Source organism: Anoxybacillus kestanbolensis (assembly GCF_001996285.1).
Classification (GTDB): domain Bacteria; phylum Bacillota; class Bacilli; order Bacillales; family Anoxybacillaceae; genus Anoxybacillus; species Anoxybacillus kestanbolensis_A.
Genome location: NZ_MQAD01000010.1, coordinates 13,965 through 38,432 on the forward strand (window position 1 = coordinate 13,965; position 24,468 = coordinate 38,432).

Consider the following 24,468-nt stretch of genomic DNA (forward strand, 5'->3'; position numbering starts at 1 on the left):
GGGTGTTTATGCATTACGAGGCAGGATCTTATGATGTTATCGTTGTCGGTGCCGGTCATGCCGGATGTGAAGCGGCGCTTGCTGCTGCACGCATGGGAGCAAGTACGCTAGTGATTACGCTCAATCTCGATATGATTGCTTTTATGCCATGTAACCCATCAATCGGCGGACCTGCAAAAGGGATTGTCGTTCGGGAAATTGACGCATTGGGCGGAGAAATGGGGAAAAACATCGACAAAACGCATATTCAAATGCGAATGTTGAACACAGGAAAAGGACCTGCGGTGCGAGCTTTGCGTGCACAAGCAGATAAATTTTTATATCAACAAGAAATGAAAAAGACGTTGGAAAACCAAGAGAATTTAACGTTATTACAAGGAAAAGTAGAAAAATTAATCGTAGAAGACGGTGTATGTAGAGGTGTCATTACGCATACAGGTGCTCGCTATTATGCTAAAGCTGTCGTTATTACGACAGGAACGTTTTTACGCGGTGAAATTATTATTGGTGACATTAAATATTCAAGCGGTCCGAACAATCAACAGCCATCGATTAAACTTTCAGAGCATTTAGAGGAACTTGGTTTTGAATTAGTTCGCTTTAAAACAGGAACACCACCGCGTGTAAATAGCCATACGATTGATTACAGCAAAACAGAAATTCAGCCGGGAGATGACGTGCCACGAGCGTTCTCCTATGAGACGAAACAATACATTACCGACCAACTTCCTTGTTGGCTCACTTATACGACAGAAGAAACGCACCGAATCATCGATGAAAATTTACATTTGTCACCGATGTATTCAGGAATGATTAAAGGGACAGGCCCGCGTTATTGTCCATCAATTGAAGATAAAATCGTCCGTTTTCATGATAAACCACGTCATCAAATTTTCCTTGAACCAGAAGGAAGACATACGCAGGAAGTATATGTACAAGGTTTATCGACAAGTTTGCCGGAGCATATTCAACGTCAAATGTTAGCGACAATACCGGGGCTAGAGAAGGCACAGCTCATGCGTGCTGGTTATGCGATTGAGTATGATGCTATCGTTCCAACACAGCTATGGCCAACGTTAGAAACAAAAGTTGTTCAACGATTATATACAGCAGGCCAAATTAACGGGACATCTGGATATGAAGAAGCAGCTGGTCAAGGGCTTATTGCCGGCATTAATGCCGCTTGTAAAGCGCTTGGAAAAGAGGAGTTAATTTTAAGCCGCTCAGAAGCATATATTGGTGTTTTAATTGATGACCTTGTGACAAAAGGAACGAACGAGCCATATCGCTTGCTAACATCACGTGCAGAATATCGTCTTTTATTACGTCACGACAATGCCGATTTACGTTTAACAGAAATTGGCTATAAAATTGGTTTAATTTCACAAGAGCGATATGAGAAGTTTGTCGCAAAGAAAGAAGCGATCGAAGCGGAAAAGAAACGCTTAAAATCTTACATCATTAAGCCAACCCCACAAGTACAACAACTTATTCGGGATGTCGGGGGAAGCGAGTTAAAAGACGGCATTCGCGCAGCTGACTTGTTAAAACGTCCAGAAATGACGTACGAGCACATTCAAATGATTGCACCAGCGGAACAGCCAATTGATCCTGAAGTAGCAGAACAAGTAGAAATTCAAATTAAATACGAAGGATACATTGAAAAATCGCTACAACAAGTTGAAAAATTAAAGAAAATGGAAAACAAAAAAATTCCAGAAGACATTGATTACGATGCGATTACAGGATTGGCGACAGAGGCGCGTCAAAAACTAAAACAAGTTCGTCCGCTTTCCATTGCACAAGCGTCACGCATTTCGGGAGTCAATCCGGCAGACATTTCGATTTTATTAGTGTATTTAGAGCAGGGAAAAATCGCACGTGTGTCAAATGAATAAAGAGGGATGAATGATGGATGTAAAGGTATTTCAACAAATGTTAGAGGAGAAAGGAATTTCGCTTTCTCCTCAACAACTTACTCAATTCGAAACATATTATCAATTGCTCGTTGAATGGAACGAGAAAATGAATTTAACGGCGATCACAGACGAAGAAGGCGTGTACTTGAAGCATTTTTTTGATTCCATCACACCTGCTTTTTATTATGATTTTTCGCAATCATTATCTATTTGCGATGTTGGAGCAGGGGCTGGTTTTCCGAGTATACCGCTAAAAATTTGCTTTCCTCATCTACATGTATCAATTGTTGATTCATTACAAAAACGAATCACATTTCTGAATCATTTAGCGGCACAACTTGGGCTTGAAGGAGTAGCCTTTTATCATGATCGCGCCGAGACGTTTGGACAAAAAAGTGTACGTGAGTCATTTGATGTCGTCATGGCTCGTGCTGTTGCTCGTTTATCTGTCTTAAGTGAGCTCTGTTTGCCACTTGTGAAAGTGGGAGGAACGTTTATTGCAATGAAAGGTGCATCAGCACAAGAAGAGCTTGAACAAGGAAAAACGGCTATTCGTGTGTTAGGTGGCGAAGTGGCGAAAGTCGAACAATTTTTATTGCCAATTGAAGAAAGTGAACGAGCAATCGTTTTTGTCGAGAAAAAAAGAAAAACACCGAAGAAATATCCACGCAAACCAGGGGTACCAAACAAGCTTCCGATTGAATGAATGTTTTGAGTTCTCAAAGGTGGTGTCAGGGGGAAATGAAGCATCCTTTTTCGCGATTTTTCAGCTTTGGTGAAAAAGAGCAAGAAGAAATTGTCATACCGAATGAAGAAATAAAACGAATCGCCATTTCACAAATTGTTCCAAACCGTTTTCAGCCGCGAACCATTTTTGTTGAAGATAAAATTGACGAACTTGCTCAAACGATTCGAACACATGGGATGATTCAACCGATTGTTGTTCGAGAATGCGAAGATGGAAAGTTCGAAATTATTGCCGGGGAACGAAGATGGCGGGCAGCACAAAAACTTGGTTGGACAGATATACCTGCCATTATTAAAAATTTAAATGATACGGAAACAGCCTCTGTCGCTTTAATTGAAAACCTACAGCGAGAAGAGCTAACTCCGATTGAAGAAGCGGTTGCTTATGCTCGTTTGCTAGAATTGCACAATTTAACGCAAGAAGCGTTAGCGCAACGGCTCGGAAAAGGACAATCAACGATCGCCAATAAACTTCGTTTATTAAAGCTGCCTCAAGAAGTGCAAGATGCATTGTTACAACGTCAAATTACAGAACGCCATGCGCGCGCTTTAATTGTTCTGAAAGATTACGACAAACAGTTAAAATTGCTTGAAGAGATTATTCAAAAGCAACTCAACGTGAAACAGACAGAAGATCGAGTCGCGAAAATGCTAGAAGAAAGCGACGATGAAAAGCGCCCGAAGCCGAAACGAAAATCGTTAAGCAAAGACATGCGCATCGCCGTCAATACGATTCGTCAGTCGTTGACGATGGTCGCTGATAGCGGTGTTGCGATCGATTCAGAAGAAGAAGAGTTTGAAGACTATTATCAAATTACCATCCGCATCCCGAAGAAACAAAAATAACACCTCATCCAAAATGACGATGAGGTTTTCTTTTTGTATATGAAAATATTGAAAAATTCGTGATACAATAAAAGTATTATAAGTAAAGGATGGGGAGCATTGTGGGGAAAATTATTGCGATTGCCAACCAAAAAGGCGGTGTTGGCAAAACGACAACAGCGGTAAATTTATCGGCTTGTTTAGCCCATATGGGAAAAAAGACGTTACTTGTCGATGTCGACCCGCAAGGAAATGCGACAAGCGGGATTGGTGTGGAAAAACATGACATCGAACAATGTGCATACGACTTATTAGTTGAGGAAGTAGATGTACGCCAAGTCATTCGTCCGACTAACATCGAACGATTGCACATCATTCCTGCCACAATCCAACTCGCGGGCGCTGAAATTGAACTTGTTCCAATTGTTTCGCGGGAAGTGCGCTTACAGAAAGCGTTAAACCCGATAAAAGATGTGTACGATTTTATTATTATTGATTGCCCGCCGTCGCTTGGACTGCTGACAATCAACGCTTTAACTTCAGCAGATACAGTATTGATCCCCGTTCAATGTGAATATTACGCATTGGAAGGACTGAGTCAACTATTAAATACAATTCGTCTCGTACAAAAACATTTAAATTCCAACTTACGCATTGAAGGTGTGTTGCTGACGATGTTTGATGCGCGTACAAATCTTGGTATTCAAGTCATTCAAGAAGTGAAAAAGTATTTTCGTGAAAAAGTGTATGAGACGATTATACCACGCAATGTTCGACTAAGTGAGGCGCCAAGCCACGGGAAGCCGATTATTTTGTACGATGCGAAATCACGGGGAGCGGAAGTATACGCGGATTTTGCGAAAGAGGTGATCGCGAATGGCTAAAGGGCTCGGGAAAGGCATACATGCGCTTTTTACGAATTTAGAAGCAGAAAAAGGGGAAACGGTTCAAGACATTGGAATTCAACAACTTCGTCCAAATCCATATCAACCGCGTAAAACGTTTCATGAACAAGCGCTAGAAGAATTAAAGCAATCCATTATGGAACATGGGATCATCCAGCCGCTTATCGTTCGCCAAACAATTAAGGGATATGAAATTGTCGTAGGTGAACGTCGCTTTCGAGCGGCACAACTAGCAGGATTAAAAACTGTCCCGGCCGTTGTACGTGAACTTTCGGATGAAAAAATGATGGAAATTGCATTGCTTGAAAATTTACAGCGTGAAGACTTAAATCCGATTGAGGAAGCGACAGCATATCAATTATTGCTTACAAAATGCAAATTGACGCAGGAAGAGTTGGCGAAACGATTAGGGAAGAGCCGTCCACATATTGCCAACCATCTACGTCTTCTTTCACTTCCAAGTGATGTGCAACAAATGATTGAAGAAGGTACATTATCGATGGGGCACGGTCGAGCATTACTTGCATTAAAAAACAAACAAAAACTTTCAGCGGTTATTGAACGAGTTATTCAACAATCGCTCAATGTTCGCCAACTTGAGGCGCTTATTCAACAATTGAATGAAAATGTTCCACGTGAAACATTGAAAAAGAAAGAAGAGAAAAATATATTTTTAACGCAAAGCGAAGCGCTGTTACGCGAACGGTTAGGAACGTCAGTATCCATTAAAAAACATCGAAAAAAAGGGAAAATTGAAATCGAATTTTTCTCGGAAGAAGATTTGACACGTATTTTGCAGTTGCTAAATGCATACGATGAATCGATTGAAGAATGAATAGGATGTGACATACGTTGGCTTTACTCGGTACGGTTGTGAACGGCATATGTATTCTTATTGGAGCACTGTTAGGGGCCATATTTCGGAATATTCCTGAACGCATAAAATCAACGGTAATGAGTGGGATTGGGCTTTCTGTCGTCGTTCTTGGTGTCAAAATGGGATTAGAAAGCAAGCAATTTTTAATTGTGATTATTAGTTTAGTTGTCGGTGGGGTATTAGGAGAAATATGGGACATTGAAGAAAAACTCGAAAGGCTAGGGAAATGGGTGGAGAAACGAGCAGGATATGGAGCAGAAGGAGCGATTTCTAAAGGATTTGTGAGCGCTACGCTCCTGTTTGTCGTCGGTTCGATGGCTATTGTCGGTGCGTTACATAGCGGGTTAAGAGGTGATCATCTCGTATTGTATACAAAGTCGATTTTGGACGGCTTTGCGAGCATCATCTTAACCGCTACGTTTGGCATCGGCGTTATTTTTTCCGCTATTCCTGTTGTCGTTTATCAAGGCTCCATCGCCTTAATGGCTACGCAAATCGATCGGTTCATTCCGCCAAGCGCCCTTGAGGCATTTATCGCTGAATCGACCGCGACAGGCGGAATTTTAATTGTTGCGATCGGATTGAACATGTTGAATCTTACATCTGTTCGTGTAGCGAACTTATTGCCAAGCATTTTAGTCAATGCCTTGATCGTTGCGTTTATGCATGTGTTATTCGAATAACTTATATTTCAGTTCGTTTGTCTGCAATGATGCAAGCCGCTGATGTTTCTTTAGTTGCATACCTGCTTCATAAATACCTGTGGCGATCGTTTCCGCCATACTCATGACTAAATGAAGTCTCGTGTTTTGTAATACGAAAAATTCCATAAATCCACTCACATTGACGATCCCAGTGATGTGAGCATCGCCGACAGAAGGGAGATTTTTATTGACAGCGGCACCTGGTTTGATCGGACCTTTTTCAATGGTAACCATCCCAACGTTTTTCACACGACCAAGGCAAGCATCGACAGCAATGATGAATGCGCGTTTATGTTGTTGGTGAATGTCTTTTAGTCTATCTTCTAAATTAACAGCATGAATCGGATCTTTTAACGTTCCATATACGTGAAAAGGCAATATCCCTTTTTGTTCAAGCATTGTGCCGACAAGTGGTCCGAGCGAATCGCCAGTTGAACGATCTGTACCGATACACATGATGACAATTGGTGTATGTGTAGAAGCTGGTAGTAAGCGTAAAATGGATGATGAAAGTTGAGCTGCCGCGTTTGGCTCATCGTAAAAAAATTTATTTTGCATATGTCCGTTCCCTCCTTCGATTCAATGACGTGGTAACAGTATACGGAAAAATGTGAATATATATACATTGAGTGTCGTAGAAAGTTCGTGCGCTACAAATGTAAGCAAAATACTGTTACAATAACTTATGCGCGGGCAAAGAAGCTTGTATAGGTGATTTTGCTACAACGGAGGTGGTTGGATGGAACAAATGAAGAAAATATACGGTCGTGTTGTTGAACAAATAGTAGAAGGTGACTGGCTCGTTACAGTCGGTGTCAATTTATTTAAAATTGTCACGATTGTTTTTTTTGCATCTATTTTGTTAAAAGTTATAAAATTAACGATTGCAAAGTTTTTTGCTGTCCGACAAAAAGCACCGATCCGCTTGTCTGAGCGAAGAGAAGCGACGTTAATGCGTTTGCTGAACAATATGGCGACGTATACCATTTACTTTATTACGTTTATGATGATTTTAGACGCTGTAGGCGTCAATATTCGTGCGATTCTAGCGGGAGCTGGAATCGTTGGATTAGCGGTTGGATTTGGGGCGCAAAACCTTGTTCGTGATATTATTACAGGATTTTTTATTATCCTTGAAGATCAGTTTGCCGTCGGAGATTATGTGCGCATCGGAACATTTGAAGGGCATGTTGAGGAAATCGGATTGCGCACAACGAAGTTAAAAAGTTTTACAGGTGAAGTGCACATTTTGCCAAATGGAACGATTACACAAGTGACAAACTTTTCTTTAAATAATAGTGTTGCTGTTGTTGATGTGAGCATTGCCTATGAAGGAGATTTAGAAAGGGCGGAAGCTGTTATTCGTGAAGTGCTAGAAGAAATGCCAAGCAAATATGAAGACATTGTGAGTACGCCAGAACTGTTAGGCGTTCAAAACTTAGGGCCGTCTGAAGTTGTCATGCGCATTACGTGTGAAACGAAGCCGATGCGCCATTGGCATATTGCCCGCGCCTTGCGAAAAGAAATTAAGCTTCGTTTGGACGAGTGTGGAATTGAAGCTCCGTTTCCTCGCTTAGTTCTTTATAATCGCGAACAGCAGGCAGAGCGTGCTTAAACAACAGAAAGGAGTGTGCTATATTGAATAAGGAGTATGGCATGCATGATATTGTTGAAATGAAAAAGGCGCATCCTTGCGGTACAAATCGTTGGAAAATCATTCGAATGGGCATGGATATTCGCATCAAATGCGAAGGATGTGGTCATAGCGTTTTGTTACCGCGGAAAGAATTTGAGAAAAAAATGAAAAAAGTGCTCGTAAAGCACGAGGAATAGACGAAGAGAGGAGTTTCATTATGGGTTTAACAGCAGGAATTGTTGGTCTTCCGAACGTCGGAAAATCAACGTTATTTAATGCAATCACAAAAGCGGGCGCTGAGTCTGCCAACTATCCGTTTTGTACGATCGAACCAAACGTTGGCATTGTTGAAGTGCCAGATGAGCGTCTAAAAACATTGACGGAATTATTTAATCCAAAACGTACGGTTCCAACTGTATTTGAGTTTACGGATATCGCAGGAATCGTGAAAGGCGCAAGTAAAGGCGAAGGATTAGGAAATAAGTTTTTATCGCACATCCGCCAAGTTGATGCCATTTGTCAAGTTGTGCGATGCTTTGCTGACGAAAATATTACGCATGTGGCGGGGAAAGTAGACCCGATTGCTGACATTGAAACAATTAACTTAGAACTTATTTTTGCTGATTTAGAGACGGTAGATAAGCGGATAGATCGCGTTGGGAAAATGGCAAAACAAAAAGATAAAGAAGCAGTATTTGAATATGACATTTTAAGTCGCTTGAAAGAAGCATTCGAAGCAGGAAAACCAGCTAGAACGCTTTCATTTACGGAAGAAGAAATGAAAGTCGTGAAGCAACTGCATTTATTAACGATCAAACCGATGTTATACGTCGCTAACGTCGGAGAAGAAGATTTAGCGGACCCGAACAGCAATGATTACGTGCAACAAGTAAAAGCATTTGCGAAAGAAGATAATGCAGAAGTCATCGTTGTATGTGCTAAAGTTGAGGCGGAGATGGCGGAGTTAGATGATGAAGAAAAAGAGTTATTTTTACAAGAACTTGGCATTGAACAATCAGGATTAGACCAACTTATTCGTGCATCATACAGCTTGCTCGGGCTTGCTACGTACTTCACAGCGGGCGAACAAGAAGTGCGGGCATGGACGTTCCGGAAAGGAATGAAAGCACCGCAATGTGCGGGAATTATTCACTCTGATTTTGAACGAGGATTTATTCGTGCAGAAACGGTATCATATGACGATTTAGTTGCGGCAGGATCGATGGCGGCTGCGCGTGAAGCAGGAAAAGTACGACTAGAAGGAAAAGATTATGAAGTGCAAGATGGCGATATTATTCATTTCCGTTTTAACGTCTAATCTTGCATATGGACGACGTTCATGATATAATCATCAAATGTGAGTAATGATATATTGCTCCTTGCTCTGTAGAGAGCCGTGTAGACCAAAAGGAGGTGACTGTGATGAGAAAGTACGAAATTATGTACATTATCCGTCCAAACATGGAAGAAGAAGCGAGAAAAGCAGTTGTTGAGCGTTTTAATAACGTGTTAACTGAAAATGGCGCAGAAATTACAAACGTAAAAGAATGGGGCAAGCGTCGTCTCGCTTATGAAATTGAAAAATTCCGTGACGGTTACTACATGATCTTAAATGTTGTTGCGAAGCCAGCAGCGGTTCAAGAGTTTGACCGTTTAGCGCGCATCAGCGAAGATATCATTCGTCATATCGTCGTGAAGGAAGAAGAATAATTTCCTCATGAATAGGAGTGGTTCTGATGATTAATCGCGTAATTCTCGTCGGAAGACTGACGAAAGATCCGGAATTACGCTATACTCCAAATGGAGTTGCTGTTGCCACGTTTACGCTAGCGGTGAATCGAACGTATACGAACCAACAAGGTGAACGTGAAACAGATTTTATTAACTGTATCGTTTGGCGCCGACAAGCTGAAAATGTGGCGAACTATTTGAAAAAAGGTAGTTTAGCTGGAGTGGAAGGTCGAATTCAAACGAGATCGTATGAAAACCAAGAAGGAAAACGAGTGTACGTAACAGAGGTTGTCGCCGATAGCGTGCAGTTTTTAGAGCCGCGAAGTGGCGGTGAACAGCGTGGCATGGCATCAGGCAGCTATGGCGAGCCGTTTCCATTTGGATCAAATCAGAACCCGAACCAAGGACGTAACAGCGGATTTAGTCGAATTGATGATGATCCATTTGCGAACGATGGACAACCAATCGACATATCGGATGATGATTTGCCGTTTTAATATACACACGATAAGTGAAGGGAGGATATACGATGGCAGGACGTAAAGGTGGACGCACAAAACGTCGTAAAGTTTGCTACTTTACAGCAAACGGAATTACGCACATCGACTACAAAGATGTGGACACATTAAAGAAATTCATTTCTGAGCGCGGTAAAATTTTACCTCGTCGCGTAACGGGTACGAGCGCGAAATATCAACGCAAATTAACAGTTGCGATCAAACGTGCTCGTCAAATGGCTTTATTACCATACGTTGCGGGCGAATAAAAAGAGAAAGCAGTAAGGGGGACGGAGCCTTACTGCTTTTTGCTTTCAAGGAGGGAAAAAGGTGAAAAACGCTCGTGTATTGACGGAAGGAGCTGTGCAACTCGCTATTTTTACGGTTCTCCTCTTGCTCAGTTTATACATGCCGGTGTTTGGAATGGTTACAACATTTTTTTTGGCAATTCCATTTCTTTTATTTACGATGCGCCATACATATAAAAACGGCTTGTTTTTACTTGCTGCATCATTTATTCCATCTATTTGGTTTGGTTCACTTTTCTCTGTTCCGATGACATTTATGTTTGCAAGTAGCGGAGTTGCGATGGGACATGTGTGGCAAAGAAAAGGTGGAAAATATGTCGTTTTGCTCGTTGGGACGCTTTCTTTTTTAGTGAGCATGATCATCATTTATGCAAGTTCTGTTTTGTTTTTCGATATTCACATTGGCAAACAAATTGAAGAAATAATGCAACAATCATTTCAAAGTGCACAAATAGTGTTAGAAAGAATCGGACAACCAGCAAATGAGCAATTCGAAAAAACAATGAGACAAACGATGGACATTGTTATTGACTTATTGCCGACTGCGTTCGTTTTCGCGGCTGCATGTTTTGCTTGGATTACTCAACAAGCTGCCTTGCCCATTTTAAAACGATTAAATATGCCGATTGGTAACTGGCAGCCGTTTCGCGAGCTCGTTTTACCGAAAAGTTTGTTATGGTACTATTTAGCGGTTATGCTTTTGTTATTTTTCCCAATCGAGCATGGTTCATTTCTTTATATTGCGTTGCTTAATTTGTTTCAAATTTTACAGCTACTTATGACCATTCAAGGATTCTCGTTCATTTTTTATTGGATGCATCAAAAAAATATTGGGCGTAAAGGAGCTATTGCGATTGTTGTTCTATCGCTATTTTTCCCTTTTTTACTTCACCTCGTGCGAATATTGGGTATAATTGATTTAGGATTTGATTTACGAAAGAAGCTGAAAGATTAATGACGCAAGGAGCTGACGTTCATGTCGAGTTTATATGAAAAGCAGAGGCATCGCTATCCCTTGTATGTTTTAATCGGTATTACGTTTGTACTGCTTATCATTGTTACGTATTTTGAATGGATGATTGGGATAGTCGCTGCTGTGCTCCTTGGCCCTACGTTATTTCACGTATTTCGATCGTATAAAGTTGCTCAAGAGGAAATTGAAGATTACATTTCTACTCTCTCTTACCGGATAAAAAAAGTTGGGGAAGAAGCGTTAATGGGGATGCCAATTGGTATTATGCTCATTAACGATGAGTTAGAAATTGAATGGACGAACTCTTTTTTATCTTCTTGTTTCGGAGTGGATACGCTCGTTGGGCAATCATTATATGATGTTGCTGAACAACTTGTTCCGCTTATAAAAACAGAGGCAACAGAAGAAGTCGTTACATTTCACGATCGAACGTTTAAAGCAATCATTCGCCGAGAAGAGCGATTGCTTTACTTTTTTGATATTACCGAGCAAGCACAATTGGAGAAAAAATACGAACAAGAAAAAATTGTATTAGGTGTCATTTTTCTTGATAATTACGACGATGTGACGCAAGGAATGGATGATCAAACGAAAAGCCAACTCAATAGTCAAGTGACATCTATCTTAAATAGATGGGCGAGCGAATATGGTCTATTTTTGAAACGGACGTCGTCGGATCGATTTGTTGCTGTGTTAAACGAACATATTTTACAGCAACTCGAAAAAAATAAATTTTCTATTTTAGATGAAGTGCGTGAGCAGACAGCGAAAAATCATGTGCCGTTAACACTAAGTATCGGAATAGGAACAAATTCCCCGTATTTGCCAGAACTCGGTACGTTAGCACAGTCTAGTTTAGATTTAGCGCTTGGACGCGGCGGTGATCAAGTCGCGATTAAACAACCGAATGGAAAAGTAAAATTTTATGGTGGCAAAACGAATCCGATGGAGAAACGGACAAGGGTTAGAGCTCGCGTTATATCACATGCATTGAAGGAGCTCATTTTAGAAAGTGAGCAAGTGTTTATTATGGGGCATAAATATCCTGATATGGATGCGATCGGTTCGGCGATCGGTATTTTAAAAGTGGCTCAAATGAATCAAAAGGAAGCGTTCATTGTGATTGATACAAGCCGTATTGACTCTGGGGTCCAACGTTTGCTAGAAGAAGTGAAAAAGCAGACAGAACTCTGGTCGCGTTTTATTTCTCCCGAGCAAGCATTAGAGTTGGCGACGGAAGATACGTTACTTGTTGTCGTAGATACGCATAAACCTTCGCTCGTTATAGAAGAACGGTTGTTGTTACGATTAGATCGGGTTGTTGTGATTGACCATCATCGTCGTGGCGAAGAGTTCATTGAAGATCCGATTCTCGTATATATGGAGCCATATGCTTCGTCTACATCAGAGCTCGTAACAGAATTGTTACAATATCAACCAAAGCGTTCAAAATTATCTATGCTCGAGGCAACAGCTTTGCTAGCAGGCATCGTTGTCGATACGAAAAGTTTCACATTACGCACAGGATCAAGAACGTTTGATGCAGCTTCATATTTACGCGCCCAAGGAGCGGACACGACACTTGTCCAAAAACTGTTAAAAGAAAATATTGAGCATTACATTAAGCGTGCTAAAATAATTGAGAACGCTATCATTGATGAGCACGGGTTTGCGATTGCAAAGGGAAGCGCCAATGAAACATATGATCCGGTTTTAATTGCTCAAGCAGCGGATACGCTATTATCTCTAAATGGTGTTGTCGCTTCGTTTGTTATTTCGAAGCGAAACGATCAAATGATCGGGATTAGTGCCCGTTCGTTAGGAGATGTGAATGTGCAGTTAATTATGGAAAAACTTGATGGTGGTGGTCATCTCACGAATGCGGCCACTCAGCTTGCCAATATTACAATCGATGAAGCAGAAAAGCGATTGAAGGAAGCCATTCGAGAATATATTGCAGGAGGTAAGGACACATGAAAGTGATCTTTTTAAAAGATGTGAAAGGAAAAGGAAAAAAAGGGGAAGTAAAAAACGTTGCTGATGGTTATGCGCAAAACTTTTTATTTAAACAAGGGTTAGCGATCGAGGCAACCCCAGCCAATTTAAAAGCATTAGAAGCCCAAAAAAATAAACAGAAGAAAGAAGCGGAAGAAGAATTAGCTCGCGCAAAAAAATTGAAAGAAAAAATTGATACGTTAACTGTTGAATTATTTGCGAAAGCTGGTGAAGGTGGTCGTCTATTCGGTTCAATTACGAGCAAGCAAATTGCGGAGGCGCTTCAGCAACAACATGATATTAAAATTGATAAACGAAAAATTGAATTAGATGACGCCATTCGAGCGCTTGGCTATACAAATGTACCAATTAAACTTCATCCAGAAGTAACTGCTACATTAAAAGTACATGTACAAGAGCAAAAGTAATGAAATGTGATTTTATGCCGGATTTTTTCCGTGCATATAATCACATTTTTCTTATGAGAAAGGACGGTGAGCGTACATGACAGACATATTTGCTGATCGACTCCCCCCACAAAATATCGAAGCTGAACAAGCTGTGCTCGGAGCGATTTTACTAGAGCCATCCGCGCTCACAACCGCTTCAGAAATATTAATTCCCGAAGATTTTTATCGAGCGGCACATCAAAAAATTTTCCGAACGATGTTACAACTATCTGATCGTGGCGAGCCCGTTGATTTAGTGACGGTTACATCGGAACTAGCAGATGCAAATGCGCTTGAAGAAGTAGGAGGCGTGTCATATTTAACAGAACTTGCCAATGCCGTTCCAACAGCGGCGAATGTGCACTATTATGCGAAAATTGTAGAGGAAAAATCTATTTTGCGCCGTTTAATTCGCACGGCTACATCGATTGCTCAAGACGGTTATACGCGCGAAGATGAAGTAGACGATGTGTTAAATGAAGCGGAGCGAAAAATTTTAGAAGTATCGCAACGAAAAAATACGACGGGATTTCAAAATATAAAAGATGTGCTTGTTCAAGCGTATGACAACATCGAAATGCTTCATAACCGAAAAGGTGAGATCACGGGAATTCCAACAGGTTTTATTGAACTTGATCGAATGACAGCAGGATTTCAACGAAGCGATTTTATTATTGTTGCTGCTCGTCCGTCTGTCGGGAAAACAGCGTTTGCATTAAATATTGCCCAAAATGTGGCGACACGTACAGGTGAGAACGTGGCAATTTTTAGCTTAGAGATGGGGGCACAGCAACTCGTCATGCGTATGCTTTGCGCAGAAGGAAACATTAACGCCCAAAACTTACGAACCGGCAAACTAACGCCAGAAGATTGGGGAAAGTTAACGATGGCGATGGGTAGTCTATCAAATGCTGGTATTTTTATTGACGATACGCCGAACATTCGTGTTAGTGAAATTCGTGCCAAATGCCGTCGCTTAAAACAAGAACAAGGACTTGGTATGATATTGATCGACTACTTGCAGCTCATTCAAGGAAGTGGACGCAATCGTGAAAATCGTCAACAAGAAGTATCGGAAATTTCCCGCTCGCTAAAAGCGCTAGCTCGTGAATTAGATGTTCCTGTTATCGCTTTATCTCAGCTTTCGCGTAGCGTGGAGCAACGTCAAGATAAGCGACCAATGATGTCTGACTTGCGCGAATCGGGAAGTATTGAACAAGACGCGGATATTGTTGCTTTTTTATATCGTGATGATTATTACGACAAAGAATCAGAAAACAAAAACATTATCGAAATTATTATTGCGAAACAACGGAACGGTCCTGTTGGTACTGTACAACTTGCTTTTGTAAAAGAGTACAACAAGTTTGTCAACTTAGAGCGCCGCTTCGATGATACGAACGTTCCACCGGGAGCGTAATGTATACGAATAAAAATAACATATAACTATATAAATGTTCGGTTTTTTGTTGATTTTTCATAGTTGATTTGGTACACTTACTATGTTTGGAATTGATGAAGCGGAGGTGCTCGCTATGTCTTCAGTTGTTGTTGTTGGAACACAATGGGGCGATGAGGGAAAAGGAAAGATTACAGACTTTTTATCACAGCATGCAGAAGTGATTGCGCGATATCAAGGTGGAAATAACGCCGGACATACGATTGTATTTAACGGCGAAAAGTATAAATTACATTTAATCCCTTCTGGTATTTTTTATAAAGATAAAATTTGTGTGATTGGAAATGGAATGGTTGTTGATCCGAAAGCGCTCGTGCAAGAATTAGCGTATTTGCATGAGCGTGGTGTAAGCACAGACAATTTACGCATTAGCAACCGTGCGCATGTCATTTTGCCTTATCACTTAAAGCTAGATGAAGTAGAAGAAGAGAGAAAAGGGGCTAATAAAATTGGGACGACGAAAAAAGGCATTGGCCCTGCTTATATGGACAAAGCCGCGCGTGTCGGCATTCGCATTGCAGATTTGCTTGATCGCGAAGTGTTTGAAGAAAAGTTAGCTCGTAACTTAGCTGAGAAAAATGTGCTTTTTGAAAAAGTGTACGGTGTAGAAGGGTTTCAGTTAGAACACATTCTTGATGAATATTACGAATACGGACAGCAAATTGCCAAATATGTTTGTGACACATCTGTCGTATTAAACGATGCACTTGATGAAGGACGCCGTGTTTTATTTGAAGGTGCTCAAGGCGTTATGTTAGATATCGACCAAGGTACGTACCCATTTGTTACGTCGTCAAATCCTGTTGCTGGTGGGGTTACCATTGGGGCTGGTGTTGGCCCGACAAAAATTAAACATGTTGTGGGGGTAGCGAAAGCATATACAACACGTGTTGGTGACGGTCCGTTTCCAACAGAGTTAAACAACGAAATTGGTGATCGTATTCGTGAAGTAGGTCGTGAATACGGAACGACAACCGGGCGTCCACGCCGTGTCGGTTGGTTTGATAGCGTCGTTGTTCGTCATGCGCGTCGTGTTAGTGGAATTACAGACTTATCATTAAACTCGATCGACGTGTTAACAGGTATTGAAACGTTGAAAATTTGTGTTGCTTATCGTTACAAAGGACAAATCATAGAGGAGTTTCCGGCGAGTTTGAAAGTATTAGCGGAATGTGAGCCGGTATATGAAGAATTGCCGGGATGGACGGAAGATATTACGGGTGTAAAAAGTTTAGACGAGCTTCCAGCTAATGCACGTCGTTATGTTGAGCGCATTTCGCAATTAACGGGTATTCCGCTTTCGATTTTCTCGGTCGGACCAGACCGCTCTCAAACGAATGTTGTCCGCAACGTATATGCATAAGAAAAAACGTCGATGACTCGTTCGTCGGCGTTTTTTTAAAAAAACTATTGTCTTATTACTAATTATATAATAGAATAATAGATGTCTGTTGAAATACGGTTCCGTGGTGTAGGGGTTAACATGCCTGCCTGTCACGCAGGAGATCGCGGGTTCGAATCCCGTCGGAACCGCCATTTTTATTGAAATAGCAATGCGATAAAAATTGGGAAGTCAGTTATACATATGGCTCGGTAGCTCAGTCGGTAGAGCACGTTCGAATTGGCTTCTGTGCCAAGGCCTCAGCGTACCGCTCGAACTGTATCTTGAGTAAGCAAACGGAGAGCGGGACGAAGGACGTTGTTTCAAGTGGAATAGTATGGTGGAGAAAATTGTTTATATGGCTCGGTAGCTCAGTCGGTAGAGCAAAGGACTGAAAATCCTTGTGTCGGCGGTTCGATTCCGTCCCGAGCCACTTGCAAGCATAGATACGTATATGTGTCTATGCTTTTTTGTTTTATAATGGTGACATGGTACACTATATGTAAATATGCCTTTGGGGGAGTGAACGTACATGGAAAAAAAAATTTTAGTTGTCGACGATGAAAAGCCAATTGCTGATATTTTGCAATTTAATTTAAGAAAAGAAGGGTACGACGTACATTGTGCATATGACGGTGTAGAAGCGCTGCAAAAAGTAGAAGACATTCAACCAGATTTAATTTTATTAGATATTATGCTACCTCAAAAAGATGGCATGGAAGTATGTCGTGAAATTCGTAAAAAATACGATATGCCTATTATTATGCTAACAGCAAAGGACTCTGAAATAGATAAAGTGCTTGGGCTAGAACTTGGCGCAGACGATTACGTGACGAAACCATTTAGCACACGCGAGCTGTTAGCGCGCGTCAAAGCGAATTTACGTCGCCACCAACAAAGACAAGAACAAGATGTAAAAGAAATGAGCGAAATAAAAATTGGTCCGCTCACGATTCACCCAGATGCTTACACGGTATCGAAACGAGGAGAACAAATTGAGTTAACCCATCGAGAATTTGAACTACTTCACTATTTAGCAAAGCATATCGGACAAGTGATGACGCGCGAACATTTACTGCAAACGGTATGGGGATATGACTATTTTGGCGATGTGCGTACCGTGGATGTCACCGTTCGACGTTTGCGTGAAAAAATCGAAGATAACCCTTCGCACCCGACATGGATTGTAACAAGACGAGGGGTCGGGTATTACTTACGAAATCCGGAACAGGAGTAACCGCATGAGAAAAGTGAGCATATTTCAATCGATTCATGTGAAATTTGCCTTGATTTACATTTTACTTATTTTAATTGCGATGCAAATTATTGGGGCTTATTTTGTACGTCAGTTGGAAGCGCAGCTTGTTGAAAACTTTAAAAATTCATTAAACGAGCGCGTTATTTTACTTGCTTATAACATTGAACAAGAAATGAACAAAGAACGCGATAAAAAGAGTCCGACGATCGAGGAAGAAATTCGTTCTATTTTACAAGACTTCGTTTCGCAAGATATTTCCGAAGTGCGCGTCATTGATCATAAAAGTAAAGTGTTAGGGACATCGAACCCATATAATCAAAATATTGTCGGAAAGCGCACGACAGACTTATTAATTAAACGAACGTTAGTGGCCGGTGAAATGACAGAAAAAATGCTCGTTGACCCGAAAACAGGTCATCGCATGTACATTTCTTCTACGCCTATTAAAGTGAAAAATGAAATTAAAGGGGCGATTTATGTCATCGCCTCGATGGAGAACGTTTTTGCGCAAATGAGGCAAATTAATAACATTTTAGCGACTGGAACGGGCATTGCTTTAGTCATTACGGCGTTATTAGGCATTTTATTAGCACAGACGATTACACGACCAATTTCAGATATGCGTAAACAAGCATTGGCAATGGCAAAAGGTAATTTTTCTCGAAAAGTAAAAGTGTATGGATACGATGAAATTGGACAACTCGCGCTCAGTTTTAACAACTTAACGAAAAAATTGCAAGAAGCGCAAGCAACGACAGAAGGAGAGCGACGTAAATTAGAATCGGTATTAACGCATATGACAGATGGGGTTATTGCAACAGACCGAAAAGGACGAATCATTTTAATTAACGATGCCGCCCTCAACATTTTAAATGTTTCACGTGAAACAGTGCTTTCAGCACCGATTGTGACGGTATTAGGATTAGATGAACAATATACGTTCGAAACGTTAATTGAAGAACGTGAAACGTTAATTTTAGACTTTAGTACGGACGACGAAATGTATATTTTGCGCGCTTCTTTATCTGTCATTCAAAAAGAAAAAGGGCTTGTGAATGGCTTAATTGTCGTACTGCATGACATTACAGAGCATGAAAAAATTGACCGTGATCGTCGCGAGTTTGTAGCCAATGTGTCCCATGAATTGCGAACGCCGTTAACAACGATGCGCAGTTATTTAGAGGCACTGGCGGACGGAGCGTGGCGAGATGAAGAAATTGCTCCGAGATTTATTGAAGTGACACAAAACGAAACAGAACGAATGATTCGTCTCGTTAACGATTTGTTACAGCTTTCTAAGCTCGACAGTAAAGACTATAAATTGAAAAAGACGCGCGTTCATTTTATTCCATATTTTCATAAAGTGATCGATCGATTTGAATTAACAAAAAAAGAAAACGTTTCGTTTGTTCGAGATTTTCCAAATGAGAAAATGATTGTGTATATGGATGAAGATAAAATTACCCAAGTGCTCGACAATATTATCTCTAACGCGTTGAAGTATTCTCCACAAGGAGGAACAATTACGTTTCGGGTGAAGAAAAAAGGCGAATATATTGAAGTGAGTGTAAAAGATGAAGGTGTCGGTATTCCGAAATCCGATTTATCGAAAATTTTTGAGCGTTTTTATCGTGTCGACAAGGCACGTTCGCGTAAACTAGGTGGAACAGGATTAGGTCTTGCGATTGCAAAAGAGGTTGTTGTTGCACATGGTGGGCGTATTTGGGCAGAAAGTCAAGAAAGAAAAGGGACAACCATTTACTTTACTTTGCCGATTGAACAACAGAAAAAAGGATGAAAACGATGAGATACGAAACGATCAAGTCAATTGTATTGACGATTCTTGTATGTACGAGCGTTTTTTTAACGTGGAGTTTATGGACGTATCAACCGAAATATGATTTCATCGAAAACGCAAAATACATTCAAAATGTTCCTGTCAGTAATGTCGCCGTTGATTATGGCACAGTCATTCAGCCTCGTTATATTTTCATTCATAAAAATGAACAACATTATGGGATAACACATCATTCGGACATTTATAAATTTATGAAAGAGATGAAAAATTGGACATTCGATCATTTCGAAAACATATCAAGCACGATAAAGAAAGAACAATTTCTTTCCTTTATCCGTGGAAAAGGAAAAATTGAAATTATTTATCCCGATGACATACCGATTGAAATGTATCGAACGATGTTTCAGTTTGAAGATCAAGATGTCGAAAAAGTTCAGTTCGATCGCATCATCATTCCGATGAATGAAAACGAAGGAGAGGTGACTGTCTATTTCGTATCTGTCAATGAAAAGCGTATATATAAAGCGGTTGTTCAAGATGCAGCAATCGAAAATTTGAAACAAACATATTATGCGCGGGCAGAACGTTATACCCCGTTTTTATCTTATGACATTAGCGAAACAAAATCGTTGTTTTTACCAGCGCGTCCGCTCGTATTAAACCGATTGCAATATTATATGGATGAGTTAAGTACAGATCGTTTTAAAGATGCATTATTTACAGACCCAAGTTTTGTGAAAAAAGATGTACTCAATTTTGGCGAGGAATACACAGATGGATCACGCTTAATGGACGTTGATTTATCTAAAAAATTACTGTTGTACGTCAATCCAGCAGCTCGTGGTGAAACACAAACGTTTGACCCAACTATTTTGCAAAAAAGTATTGATTTTGTGAACGATCATGGCGGTTGGACAGACACGTATTATTTTGATCGCTTAGACGAAAACGGGAGAAAAGTAACTTTTCGTTTGTTCGCCAATGGCTACCCTGTATTTAATCGTTACGGAATGGCGGAAATTGTGCAAATATGGGGGGAAAACGAGATTATAAATTACCAACGTCCGTTATTCACATTAGCGATTCCCGACCGCGTGAGTTTGCCAATTACACTTTCGTCTGGATATGAAGTCATCGATCAGTTGAAAAAACAAAAAAATATTCAACATGAATTTATTGACGACATTTCAATTGGCTACGAACTTGTTCGCGATTCAGAGCGAGAAAATATCGTCATTTTAGAACCATCTTGGTATTGTTTGTATAACGGAACGTGGCGGAAAATTGTGATGACGACAGATGAACGAAGAGGGGATATCATTGGATTGGAGTAAAACGAAAACCATTTTTATTATTACATTCCTCATTCTTGATATATTTTTAGGTTATCAATTTATCCAGAAAAAAAATAGTAGCCAGCTTGATGTCATTTTAGAAGCGACAATCGAGGAACAGCTCGAAGCGGATGGCATTACATATGTCGATTTACCAAAAGAGATCACAAAATCGACATATGTGAGTGGGAAAAGTAAAACATTCACAGAAGATGAAGTGAAAAAATTAACGAACCAACAAGTCGAAGCTGCAAATGAAACGGTGTTACAAGCCCACTTTATTCAGCCTGTTCCGCTACAAGATCCAAAGGATGGTTATCGCTTAACAGAGTTTTTAAAACAAAATATCATTGCAGGTGATCAATATACGTTTTGGAAATATGATGAGCATTTACAAGCGCTCATTTATTTTCAGCAATATGACGGAAAAACAATTTATAAAAATGTGAGCAGTATGTTACTTATTTATGTGAACGATCAAAATGAGATGGTCGGCTATGAACAAACGTTGCTCGTTGATTTAGAAAAAAACGAAAAAAAGCAAGAAATTTTACCAGCGATTAAAGCGTTAGAAACGTTGTATAAACGAAATTACTTAAAGCCGGGTGATCGCGTAACGAAAATTGATCTCGGCTATTATGCGCTCGTTCAGTTTACAGCTTCCCAGGTGTTAACGCCAACATGGCACGTTGTTGTGAACGGAAAAACAGATTATTATGTCAACGCCTTTGAAGGACAAGTCATTAGCGATGAAAATAAAGTGTTGGAGTGAATTAGATGAAGTTTAGTGTTTTAGCAAGCGGTAGCACAGGCAATGCTTTTTACGTAGAAACGAAACAAGAACGATTGCTTGTTGATGCTGGATTAAGCGGGAAACAATTAGAAAAACTATTTGCCGACATTGATCGTCATATTGAAGATATAACCGGTGTTTTAGTAACGCATGAACATAGCGACCATATTAAAGGACTAGGTGTGATCGCCCGTAAGTATTGCCTTCCGATTTATGCGAATGAAAAAACGTGGAGAGCGATGGAAGGTCTTATTGGTGATATCCCATCTGAACAAAAATTTATTTTTCCGACAGGTTCTGTTCGTACGTTCGGAGATTTGGATGTGGAATCGTTCGGTGTGTCTCACGATGCTGCAGAGCCGATGTTTTATGTGTTTCATTATGAAGGAAAAAAGTTAGCTCTCATTACAGATACAGGATATGTGAGTGAACGCATGAAAGGTGTCATTCGCCATGCCGATGTATTTGTATTTGAAAGTAACCATGATGTAGAAATGTTACGTATGGGAAAATATCCTTGGAACATTAAACGGCGTATTTTAAGCGATGTTGGACATGTATCGAATGAAGACGCAGGTCTCGCTCTAGCAGATGTCATTGGTGACAAAACAAAGCGCATTTATTTAGCGCATTTAAGCCAAGATAACAATATGAAAGAATTAGCACGCATGACGGTCGCTCAGACGCTTGAAAGAAAAGGGATCATTGTAGGGGAATCTTTTCAACTGTACGATACAGATCCGGCTCGTCCAACGGAGCTTATTTCTGTATAAATTTCATCGTTTTTTCACCAATATATTGTATGTATATCATTAGATTAGATAGTTAGGAAAAAAGAGTATTATAATGAAAAAGGGAGCAACATGTTATAAAGAAAGGACGGGTGAAAGATGGGTTATTATGATGATCATTATGAACATATTCGTCAAAAACAAAAAGGCAATCGTGGAGGAACGTTCTTAGCAGGTTTTGTTGGAGCTGTATTAGGTGGAATGCTTGTTATCGTTGCCGTTCCTTCTTTAGTGAAATGGGACGTGCTTCCTTATCATGTTGAACAAACGGAAGAAAAACAGACAACGGTGACGGAGCAACCAAAAGTAGATAAAAGTGTAGCTGTCGATGTTGTGACTCAAGTAACAAAAGCGGTGAATAAAGTATCGGATGCTGTTGTTGGCATTGTCAATATTCAAGAGGCGAGCTTTTGGTCGGAAGGTGGAGAAGCGGGAACTGGTTCGGGAGTCATTTATAAAAAAGAAGGAAACAAAGCATATATTGTTACCAACCATCACGTCGTTGAAGGAGCAAGTCGTGTGGAAGTGAGCTTAAGCGACGGAACAAAGGTGCCAGCGCGATTGCTTGGGAGCGATGTGTGGACGGATTTAGCTGTATTAGAAATCGATGCGAAACATGTCACAAAAGTAGCTGAATTTGGCAACTCCGACGTCATAAAAGTAGGAGAACCGGTCATTGCGGTCGGAAACCCACTTGGCTTGCAATTTGCAGGTTCTGTGACGCAAGGAATTATTTCTGGAGTAAATCGTACGATTCCGATCGACATTGATCGCGACGGTATTCCAGATTGGCATGCCGAAGTACTACAAACAGACGCTGCCATTAACCCAGGAAACAGCGGGGGCGCACTCGTAAATATCGAAGGTCAAGTCATTGGAATCAACTCGATGAAAATTGCGCAAGAAGCTGTGGAAGGAATCGGATTATCGATTCCAATCAATTACGCTAAGCCAGTTATCGCTGACTTAGAAAAATTCGGACAAGTTCGTCGTCCGTACATGGGAGTGGAACTTCGCTCATTAAGTGACATCCCGGCATACCATTGGCAACAGACACTTCATTTGCCAGCAAGCGTCAAAGAAGGAGTAGCGATCTTACAAGTCGTACCGGGATCACCTGCTGCGCAAGCTGGATTGCGTGAATTTGATGTCATCGTTGCGTTAGATGATGAAAAAATCGCCGATGTGGTTGAATTAAGAAAGCATTTATATAATCGCAAACAAATTGGTGATACGATGAAAGTGACATTTTATCGCGATGGTAAAAAACAAACGGTGACATTAAAATTAGCGAAACAATCGTTGTAACGAAACGACAGGGGAGACCTGTCGTTTCATTCATGAACAAGGGGTGATGGGACGTGTGGAAATGTTGTGAACAACATGTTGAACTGGCAATTGATATGTATGTGGATGAAAAACAACAAGCACCAGAAATATCAACAACACCTGTGGATAAAAAAGAAGAATTATGCGATTTTTGTAAACAACGAGCTACATATATAGTAGGGAACTAATGTTTCTACACAATATGTGGATTTGTGTTGTGGATATGTGGATAAATCTTGTGGATATCATGTTTGTAAAGTGGGGATCACTTGTGAATATATACATTATTGCTGTGGGTAAACTGAAAGAAAAATATTTAAAACAAGGGATTGAAGAATATACGAAACGATTATCAGCCTATGCGAAAGTCGACATCATTGAAGTAGCAGATGAAAAAGCGCCAGAGCAGTTAAGTGAACAACAAATGGAGCTCGTCAAGAAGAAAGAAGGTGAGCGTATTTTAGCAAAAGTGACAGATGATATGCACGTGATTGCTTTAGCGATTGATGGAAAAATGATGTCATCTGAACAGTTTGCTCAAACGCTTGATCGGTTAGCGACATACGGAAAAAGCAAGATTGCTTTTATTATCGGTGGGTCACTAGGCTTAAGCGACGACGTCATGAAACGAGCAAACGAATCGCTCTCGTTTTCAAAAATGACATTTCCTCATCAACTCATGCGCCTCATTTTAACCGAGCAAATTTACCGCGCTTTTCGGATTAATCGTGGAGAACCGTATCATAAGTAAAATAAGCG

The 24,468-nt window shown here is 40.5% G+C and carries 26 protein-coding genes and 2 tRNA genes; 27 read left to right on the plus strand and 1 reads right to left on the minus strand.

Going from position 1 to position 24,468, the window contains the following annotated elements; genetic code table 11:
* The first annotated feature begins 8 nt into the window (after positions 1-8).
* The 6 genes from mnmG (at position 9) to BO219_RS07605 (ending at position 5,956) form a co-directional block, all read left to right on the plus strand.
* Entirely contained in the window at positions 9-1,898 is a 1,890-nt protein-coding gene (gene mnmG, locus BO219_RS07580) for a tRNA uridine-5-carboxymethylaminomethyl(34) synthesis enzyme MnmG (protein ID WP_077429086.1), read from the plus strand.
* Positions 1,899-1,911: 13 nt separating this feature from the next.
* Complete coding sequence (rsmG, locus tag BO219_RS07585; protein WP_004893258.1) at positions 1,912-2,625, plus strand: 16S rRNA (guanine(527)-N(7))-methyltransferase RsmG; 714 nt, start codon at positions 1,912-1,914, stop codon at positions 2,623-2,625.
* A gap of 35 nt (positions 2,626-2,660) precedes the next feature.
* Positions 2,661-3,512 carry a nucleoid occlusion protein gene (gene noc, locus BO219_RS07590; protein ID WP_077429087.1) on the plus strand — a complete coding sequence of 284 codons (852 nt, stop codon included), beginning with the start codon at positions 2,661-2,663 and terminating at the stop codon, positions 3,510-3,512.
* Between the two features lie 101 nt (positions 3,513-3,613).
* On the plus strand, positions 3,614-4,375 hold the full coding sequence (locus tag BO219_RS07595; protein ID WP_077429088.1) for a ParA family protein: 762 nt from the start codon (positions 3,614-3,616) through the stop codon (positions 4,373-4,375).
* Positions 4,368-5,231: a ParB/RepB/Spo0J family partition protein gene (locus BO219_RS07600; RefSeq protein WP_077429089.1), complete on the plus strand. Its 864-nt coding sequence runs from the start codon at positions 4,368-4,370 to the stop codon at positions 5,229-5,231. The genes BO219_RS07595 and BO219_RS07600 overlap by 8 nt, the downstream gene beginning before the upstream one ends.
* A gap of 17 nt (positions 5,232-5,248) precedes the next feature.
* On the plus strand, positions 5,249-5,956 hold the full coding sequence (locus tag BO219_RS07605; protein ID WP_077429090.1) for a DUF554 domain-containing protein: 708 nt from the start codon (positions 5,249-5,251) through the stop codon (positions 5,954-5,956).
* On the opposite strand, the gene yyaC is transcribed toward BO219_RS07605, so the two are convergent.
* Positions 5,945-6,535, minus strand: a complete 591-nt coding sequence (yyaC, locus tag BO219_RS07610) for a spore protease YyaC (protein ID WP_077429091.1) — start codon at positions 6,533-6,535, stop codon at positions 5,945-5,947. The genes BO219_RS07605 and yyaC overlap by 12 nt on opposite strands.
* Positions 6,536-6,716: 181 nt before the next feature.
* Here yyaC and BO219_RS07615 point away from each other — a divergent pair, with 181 nt between their 5' ends.
* The 21 genes from BO219_RS07615 to rlmH all read left to right on the plus strand — a co-directional run bounded on the left by BO219_RS07615 (position 6,717) and on the right by rlmH (position 24,460).
* Positions 6,717-7,592: a mechanosensitive ion channel family protein gene (locus BO219_RS07615; RefSeq protein ID WP_077429092.1), complete on the plus strand. Its 876-nt coding sequence runs from the start codon at positions 6,717-6,719 to the stop codon at positions 7,590-7,592.
* A gap of 41 nt (positions 7,593-7,633) precedes the next feature.
* A complete protein-coding gene (locus BO219_RS07620) occupies positions 7,634-7,810 on the plus strand; it encodes a DUF951 domain-containing protein (protein ID WP_198525516.1) in 177 nt (58 codons plus the stop codon).
* A gap of 20 nt (positions 7,811-7,830) precedes the next feature.
* Positions 7,831-8,931, plus strand: coding sequence for a redox-regulated ATPase YchF (gene ychF, locus BO219_RS07625; protein WP_077429093.1), 1,101 nt, complete (start codon positions 7,831-7,833; stop codon positions 8,929-8,931).
* A gap of 104 nt (positions 8,932-9,035) precedes the next feature.
* Positions 9,036-9,323, plus strand: a complete 288-nt coding sequence (gene rpsF, locus BO219_RS07630; RefSeq protein WP_009361077.1) for a 30S ribosomal protein S6 — start codon at positions 9,036-9,038, stop codon at positions 9,321-9,323.
* Positions 9,324-9,349: 26 nt separating this feature from the next.
* Positions 9,350-9,841 (plus strand): single-stranded DNA-binding protein, encoded by a 492-nt coding sequence (gene ssb, locus BO219_RS07635; RefSeq protein WP_077429094.1) that lies wholly within the window; start codon positions 9,350-9,352, stop codon positions 9,839-9,841.
* Between the two features lie 32 nt (positions 9,842-9,873).
* A complete protein-coding gene (rpsR, locus tag BO219_RS07640; RefSeq protein WP_077429095.1) occupies positions 9,874-10,110 on the plus strand; it encodes a 30S ribosomal protein S18 in 237 nt (78 codons plus the stop codon).
* A gap of 61 nt (positions 10,111-10,171) precedes the next feature.
* Complete coding sequence (locus BO219_RS07645) at positions 10,172-11,104, plus strand: YybS family protein (protein ID WP_077429096.1); 933 nt, start codon at positions 10,172-10,174, stop codon at positions 11,102-11,104.
* Between the two features lie 21 nt (positions 11,105-11,125).
* Positions 11,126-13,099, plus strand: a complete 1,974-nt coding sequence (locus tag BO219_RS07650; protein ID WP_077429097.1) for a DHH family phosphoesterase — start codon at positions 11,126-11,128, stop codon at positions 13,097-13,099.
* Positions 13,096-13,545 carry a 50S ribosomal protein L9 gene (gene rplI / locus BO219_RS07655; RefSeq protein ID WP_006321121.1) on the plus strand — a complete coding sequence of 150 codons (450 nt, stop codon included), beginning with the start codon at positions 13,096-13,098 and terminating at the stop codon, positions 13,543-13,545. Before BO219_RS07650 ends, rplI begins: the two co-directional genes overlap by 4 nt.
* 76 nt (positions 13,546-13,621) lie before the next feature.
* Entirely contained in the window at positions 13,622-14,986 is a 1,365-nt protein-coding gene (gene dnaB / locus BO219_RS07660; RefSeq protein WP_006321119.1) for a replicative DNA helicase, read from the plus strand.
* 115 nt (positions 14,987-15,101) lie between these two features.
* Entirely contained in the window at positions 15,102-16,388 is a 1,287-nt protein-coding gene (locus BO219_RS07665) for an adenylosuccinate synthase (RefSeq protein ID WP_041639210.1), read from the plus strand.
* A 97-nt stretch (positions 16,389-16,485) separates the two neighbouring features.
* A tRNA-Asp gene (locus tag BO219_RS07670) sits at positions 16,486-16,561 on the plus strand.
* 205 nt (positions 16,562-16,766) lie between these two features.
* Positions 16,767-16,839 (plus strand) — tRNA-Phe (locus BO219_RS07675).
* Between the two features lie 99 nt (positions 16,840-16,938).
* Positions 16,939-17,643 (plus strand): response regulator YycF, encoded by a 705-nt coding sequence (gene yycF, locus BO219_RS07680; protein WP_077429098.1) that lies wholly within the window; start codon positions 16,939-16,941, stop codon positions 17,641-17,643.
* Between the two features lie 4 nt (positions 17,644-17,647).
* On the plus strand, positions 17,648-19,462 hold the full coding sequence (gene walK / locus BO219_RS07685; protein ID WP_077429099.1) for a cell wall metabolism sensor histidine kinase WalK: 1,815 nt from the start codon (positions 17,648-17,650) through the stop codon (positions 19,460-19,462).
* 5 nt (positions 19,463-19,467) lie between these two features.
* On the plus strand, positions 19,468-20,796 hold the full coding sequence (locus tag BO219_RS07690) for a YycH family regulatory protein (protein WP_077429100.1): 1,329 nt from the start codon (positions 19,468-19,470) through the stop codon (positions 20,794-20,796).
* The gene (locus BO219_RS07695; RefSeq protein WP_077429101.1) at positions 20,783-21,568 is read left to right on the plus strand and encodes a two-component system regulatory protein YycI; all 786 of its coding nucleotides are present in this window, start codon (positions 20,783-20,785) and stop codon (positions 21,566-21,568) included. Before BO219_RS07690 ends, BO219_RS07695 begins: the two co-directional genes overlap by 14 nt.
* Before the next feature lie 5 nt (positions 21,569-21,573).
* Positions 21,574-22,362, plus strand: coding sequence for an MBL fold metallo-hydrolase (locus BO219_RS07700; protein WP_077429102.1), 789 nt, complete (start codon positions 21,574-21,576; stop codon positions 22,360-22,362).
* A gap of 117 nt (positions 22,363-22,479) precedes the next feature.
* Positions 22,480-23,688 carry a S1C family serine protease gene (locus BO219_RS07705; protein WP_077429103.1) on the plus strand — a complete coding sequence of 403 codons (1,209 nt, stop codon included), beginning with the start codon at positions 22,480-22,482 and terminating at the stop codon, positions 23,686-23,688.
* Positions 23,689-23,741: 53 nt separating this feature from the next.
* Positions 23,742-23,897, plus strand: a complete 156-nt coding sequence (locus BO219_RS07710) for a CxxH/CxxC protein (protein WP_077429104.1) — start codon at positions 23,742-23,744, stop codon at positions 23,895-23,897.
* Positions 23,898-23,980: 83 nt separating this feature from the next.
* Positions 23,981-24,460 carry a 23S rRNA (pseudouridine(1915)-N(3))-methyltransferase RlmH gene (gene rlmH, locus BO219_RS07715; protein ID WP_171700447.1) on the plus strand — a complete coding sequence of 160 codons (480 nt, stop codon included), beginning with the start codon at positions 23,981-23,983 and terminating at the stop codon, positions 24,458-24,460.
* Positions 24,461-24,468: the final 8 nt, after the last annotated feature.

What these genes read in the sequence shown, in the direction of transcription:
- mnmG (WP_077429086.1), top strand. Translation starts at nt 9, where the DNA reads ATGCATTACGAGGCAGGATCTTATGATGTTATCGTTGTCGGTGCCGGT.
- rsmG (WP_004893258.1), top strand. Translation starts at nt 1,912, where the DNA reads ATGGATGTAAAGGTATTTCAACAAATGTTAGAGGAGAAAGGAATTTCG.
- noc (WP_077429087.1), top strand. Translation starts at nt 2,661, where the DNA reads ATGAAGCATCCTTTTTCGCGATTTTTCAGCTTTGGTGAAAAAGAGCAA.
- BO219_RS07600 (WP_077429089.1), top strand. Translation starts at nt 4,368, where the DNA reads ATGGCTAAAGGGCTCGGGAAAGGCATACATGCGCTTTTTACGAATTTA.
- yyaC (WP_077429091.1), bottom strand. Translation starts at nt 6,535, where the DNA reads ATGCAAAATAAATTTTTTTACGATGAGCCAAACGCGGCAGCTCAACTT.
- BO219_RS07615 (WP_077429092.1), top strand. Translation starts at nt 6,717, where the DNA reads ATGGAACAAATGAAGAAAATATACGGTCGTGTTGTTGAACAAATAGTA.
- BO219_RS07620 (WP_198525516.1), top strand. Translation starts at nt 7,634, where the DNA reads ATGCATGATATTGTTGAAATGAAAAAGGCGCATCCTTGCGGTACAAAT.
- ychF (WP_077429093.1), top strand. Translation starts at nt 7,831, where the DNA reads ATGGGTTTAACAGCAGGAATTGTTGGTCTTCCGAACGTCGGAAAATCA.
- rpsF (WP_009361077.1), top strand. Translation starts at nt 9,036, where the DNA reads ATGAGAAAGTACGAAATTATGTACATTATCCGTCCAAACATGGAAGAA.
- ssb (WP_077429094.1), top strand. Translation starts at nt 9,350, where the DNA reads ATGATTAATCGCGTAATTCTCGTCGGAAGACTGACGAAAGATCCGGAA.
- rpsR (WP_077429095.1), top strand. Translation starts at nt 9,874, where the DNA reads ATGGCAGGACGTAAAGGTGGACGCACAAAACGTCGTAAAGTTTGCTAC.
- BO219_RS07650 (WP_077429097.1), top strand. Translation starts at nt 11,126, where the DNA reads ATGTCGAGTTTATATGAAAAGCAGAGGCATCGCTATCCCTTGTATGTT.
- rplI (WP_006321121.1), top strand. Translation starts at nt 13,096, where the DNA reads ATGAAAGTGATCTTTTTAAAAGATGTGAAAGGAAAAGGAAAAAAAGGG.
- dnaB (WP_006321119.1), top strand. Translation starts at nt 13,622, where the DNA reads ATGACAGACATATTTGCTGATCGACTCCCCCCACAAAATATCGAAGCT.
- BO219_RS07665 (WP_041639210.1), top strand. Translation starts at nt 15,102, where the DNA reads ATGTCTTCAGTTGTTGTTGTTGGAACACAATGGGGCGATGAGGGAAAA.
- yycF (WP_077429098.1), top strand. Translation starts at nt 16,939, where the DNA reads ATGGAAAAAAAAATTTTAGTTGTCGACGATGAAAAGCCAATTGCTGAT.
- walK (WP_077429099.1), top strand. Translation starts at nt 17,648, where the DNA reads ATGAGAAAAGTGAGCATATTTCAATCGATTCATGTGAAATTTGCCTTG.
- BO219_RS07690 (WP_077429100.1), top strand. Translation starts at nt 19,468, where the DNA reads ATGAGATACGAAACGATCAAGTCAATTGTATTGACGATTCTTGTATGT.
- BO219_RS07700 (WP_077429102.1), top strand. Translation starts at nt 21,574, where the DNA reads ATGAAGTTTAGTGTTTTAGCAAGCGGTAGCACAGGCAATGCTTTTTAC.
- BO219_RS07705 (WP_077429103.1), top strand. Translation starts at nt 22,480, where the DNA reads ATGGGTTATTATGATGATCATTATGAACATATTCGTCAAAAACAAAAA.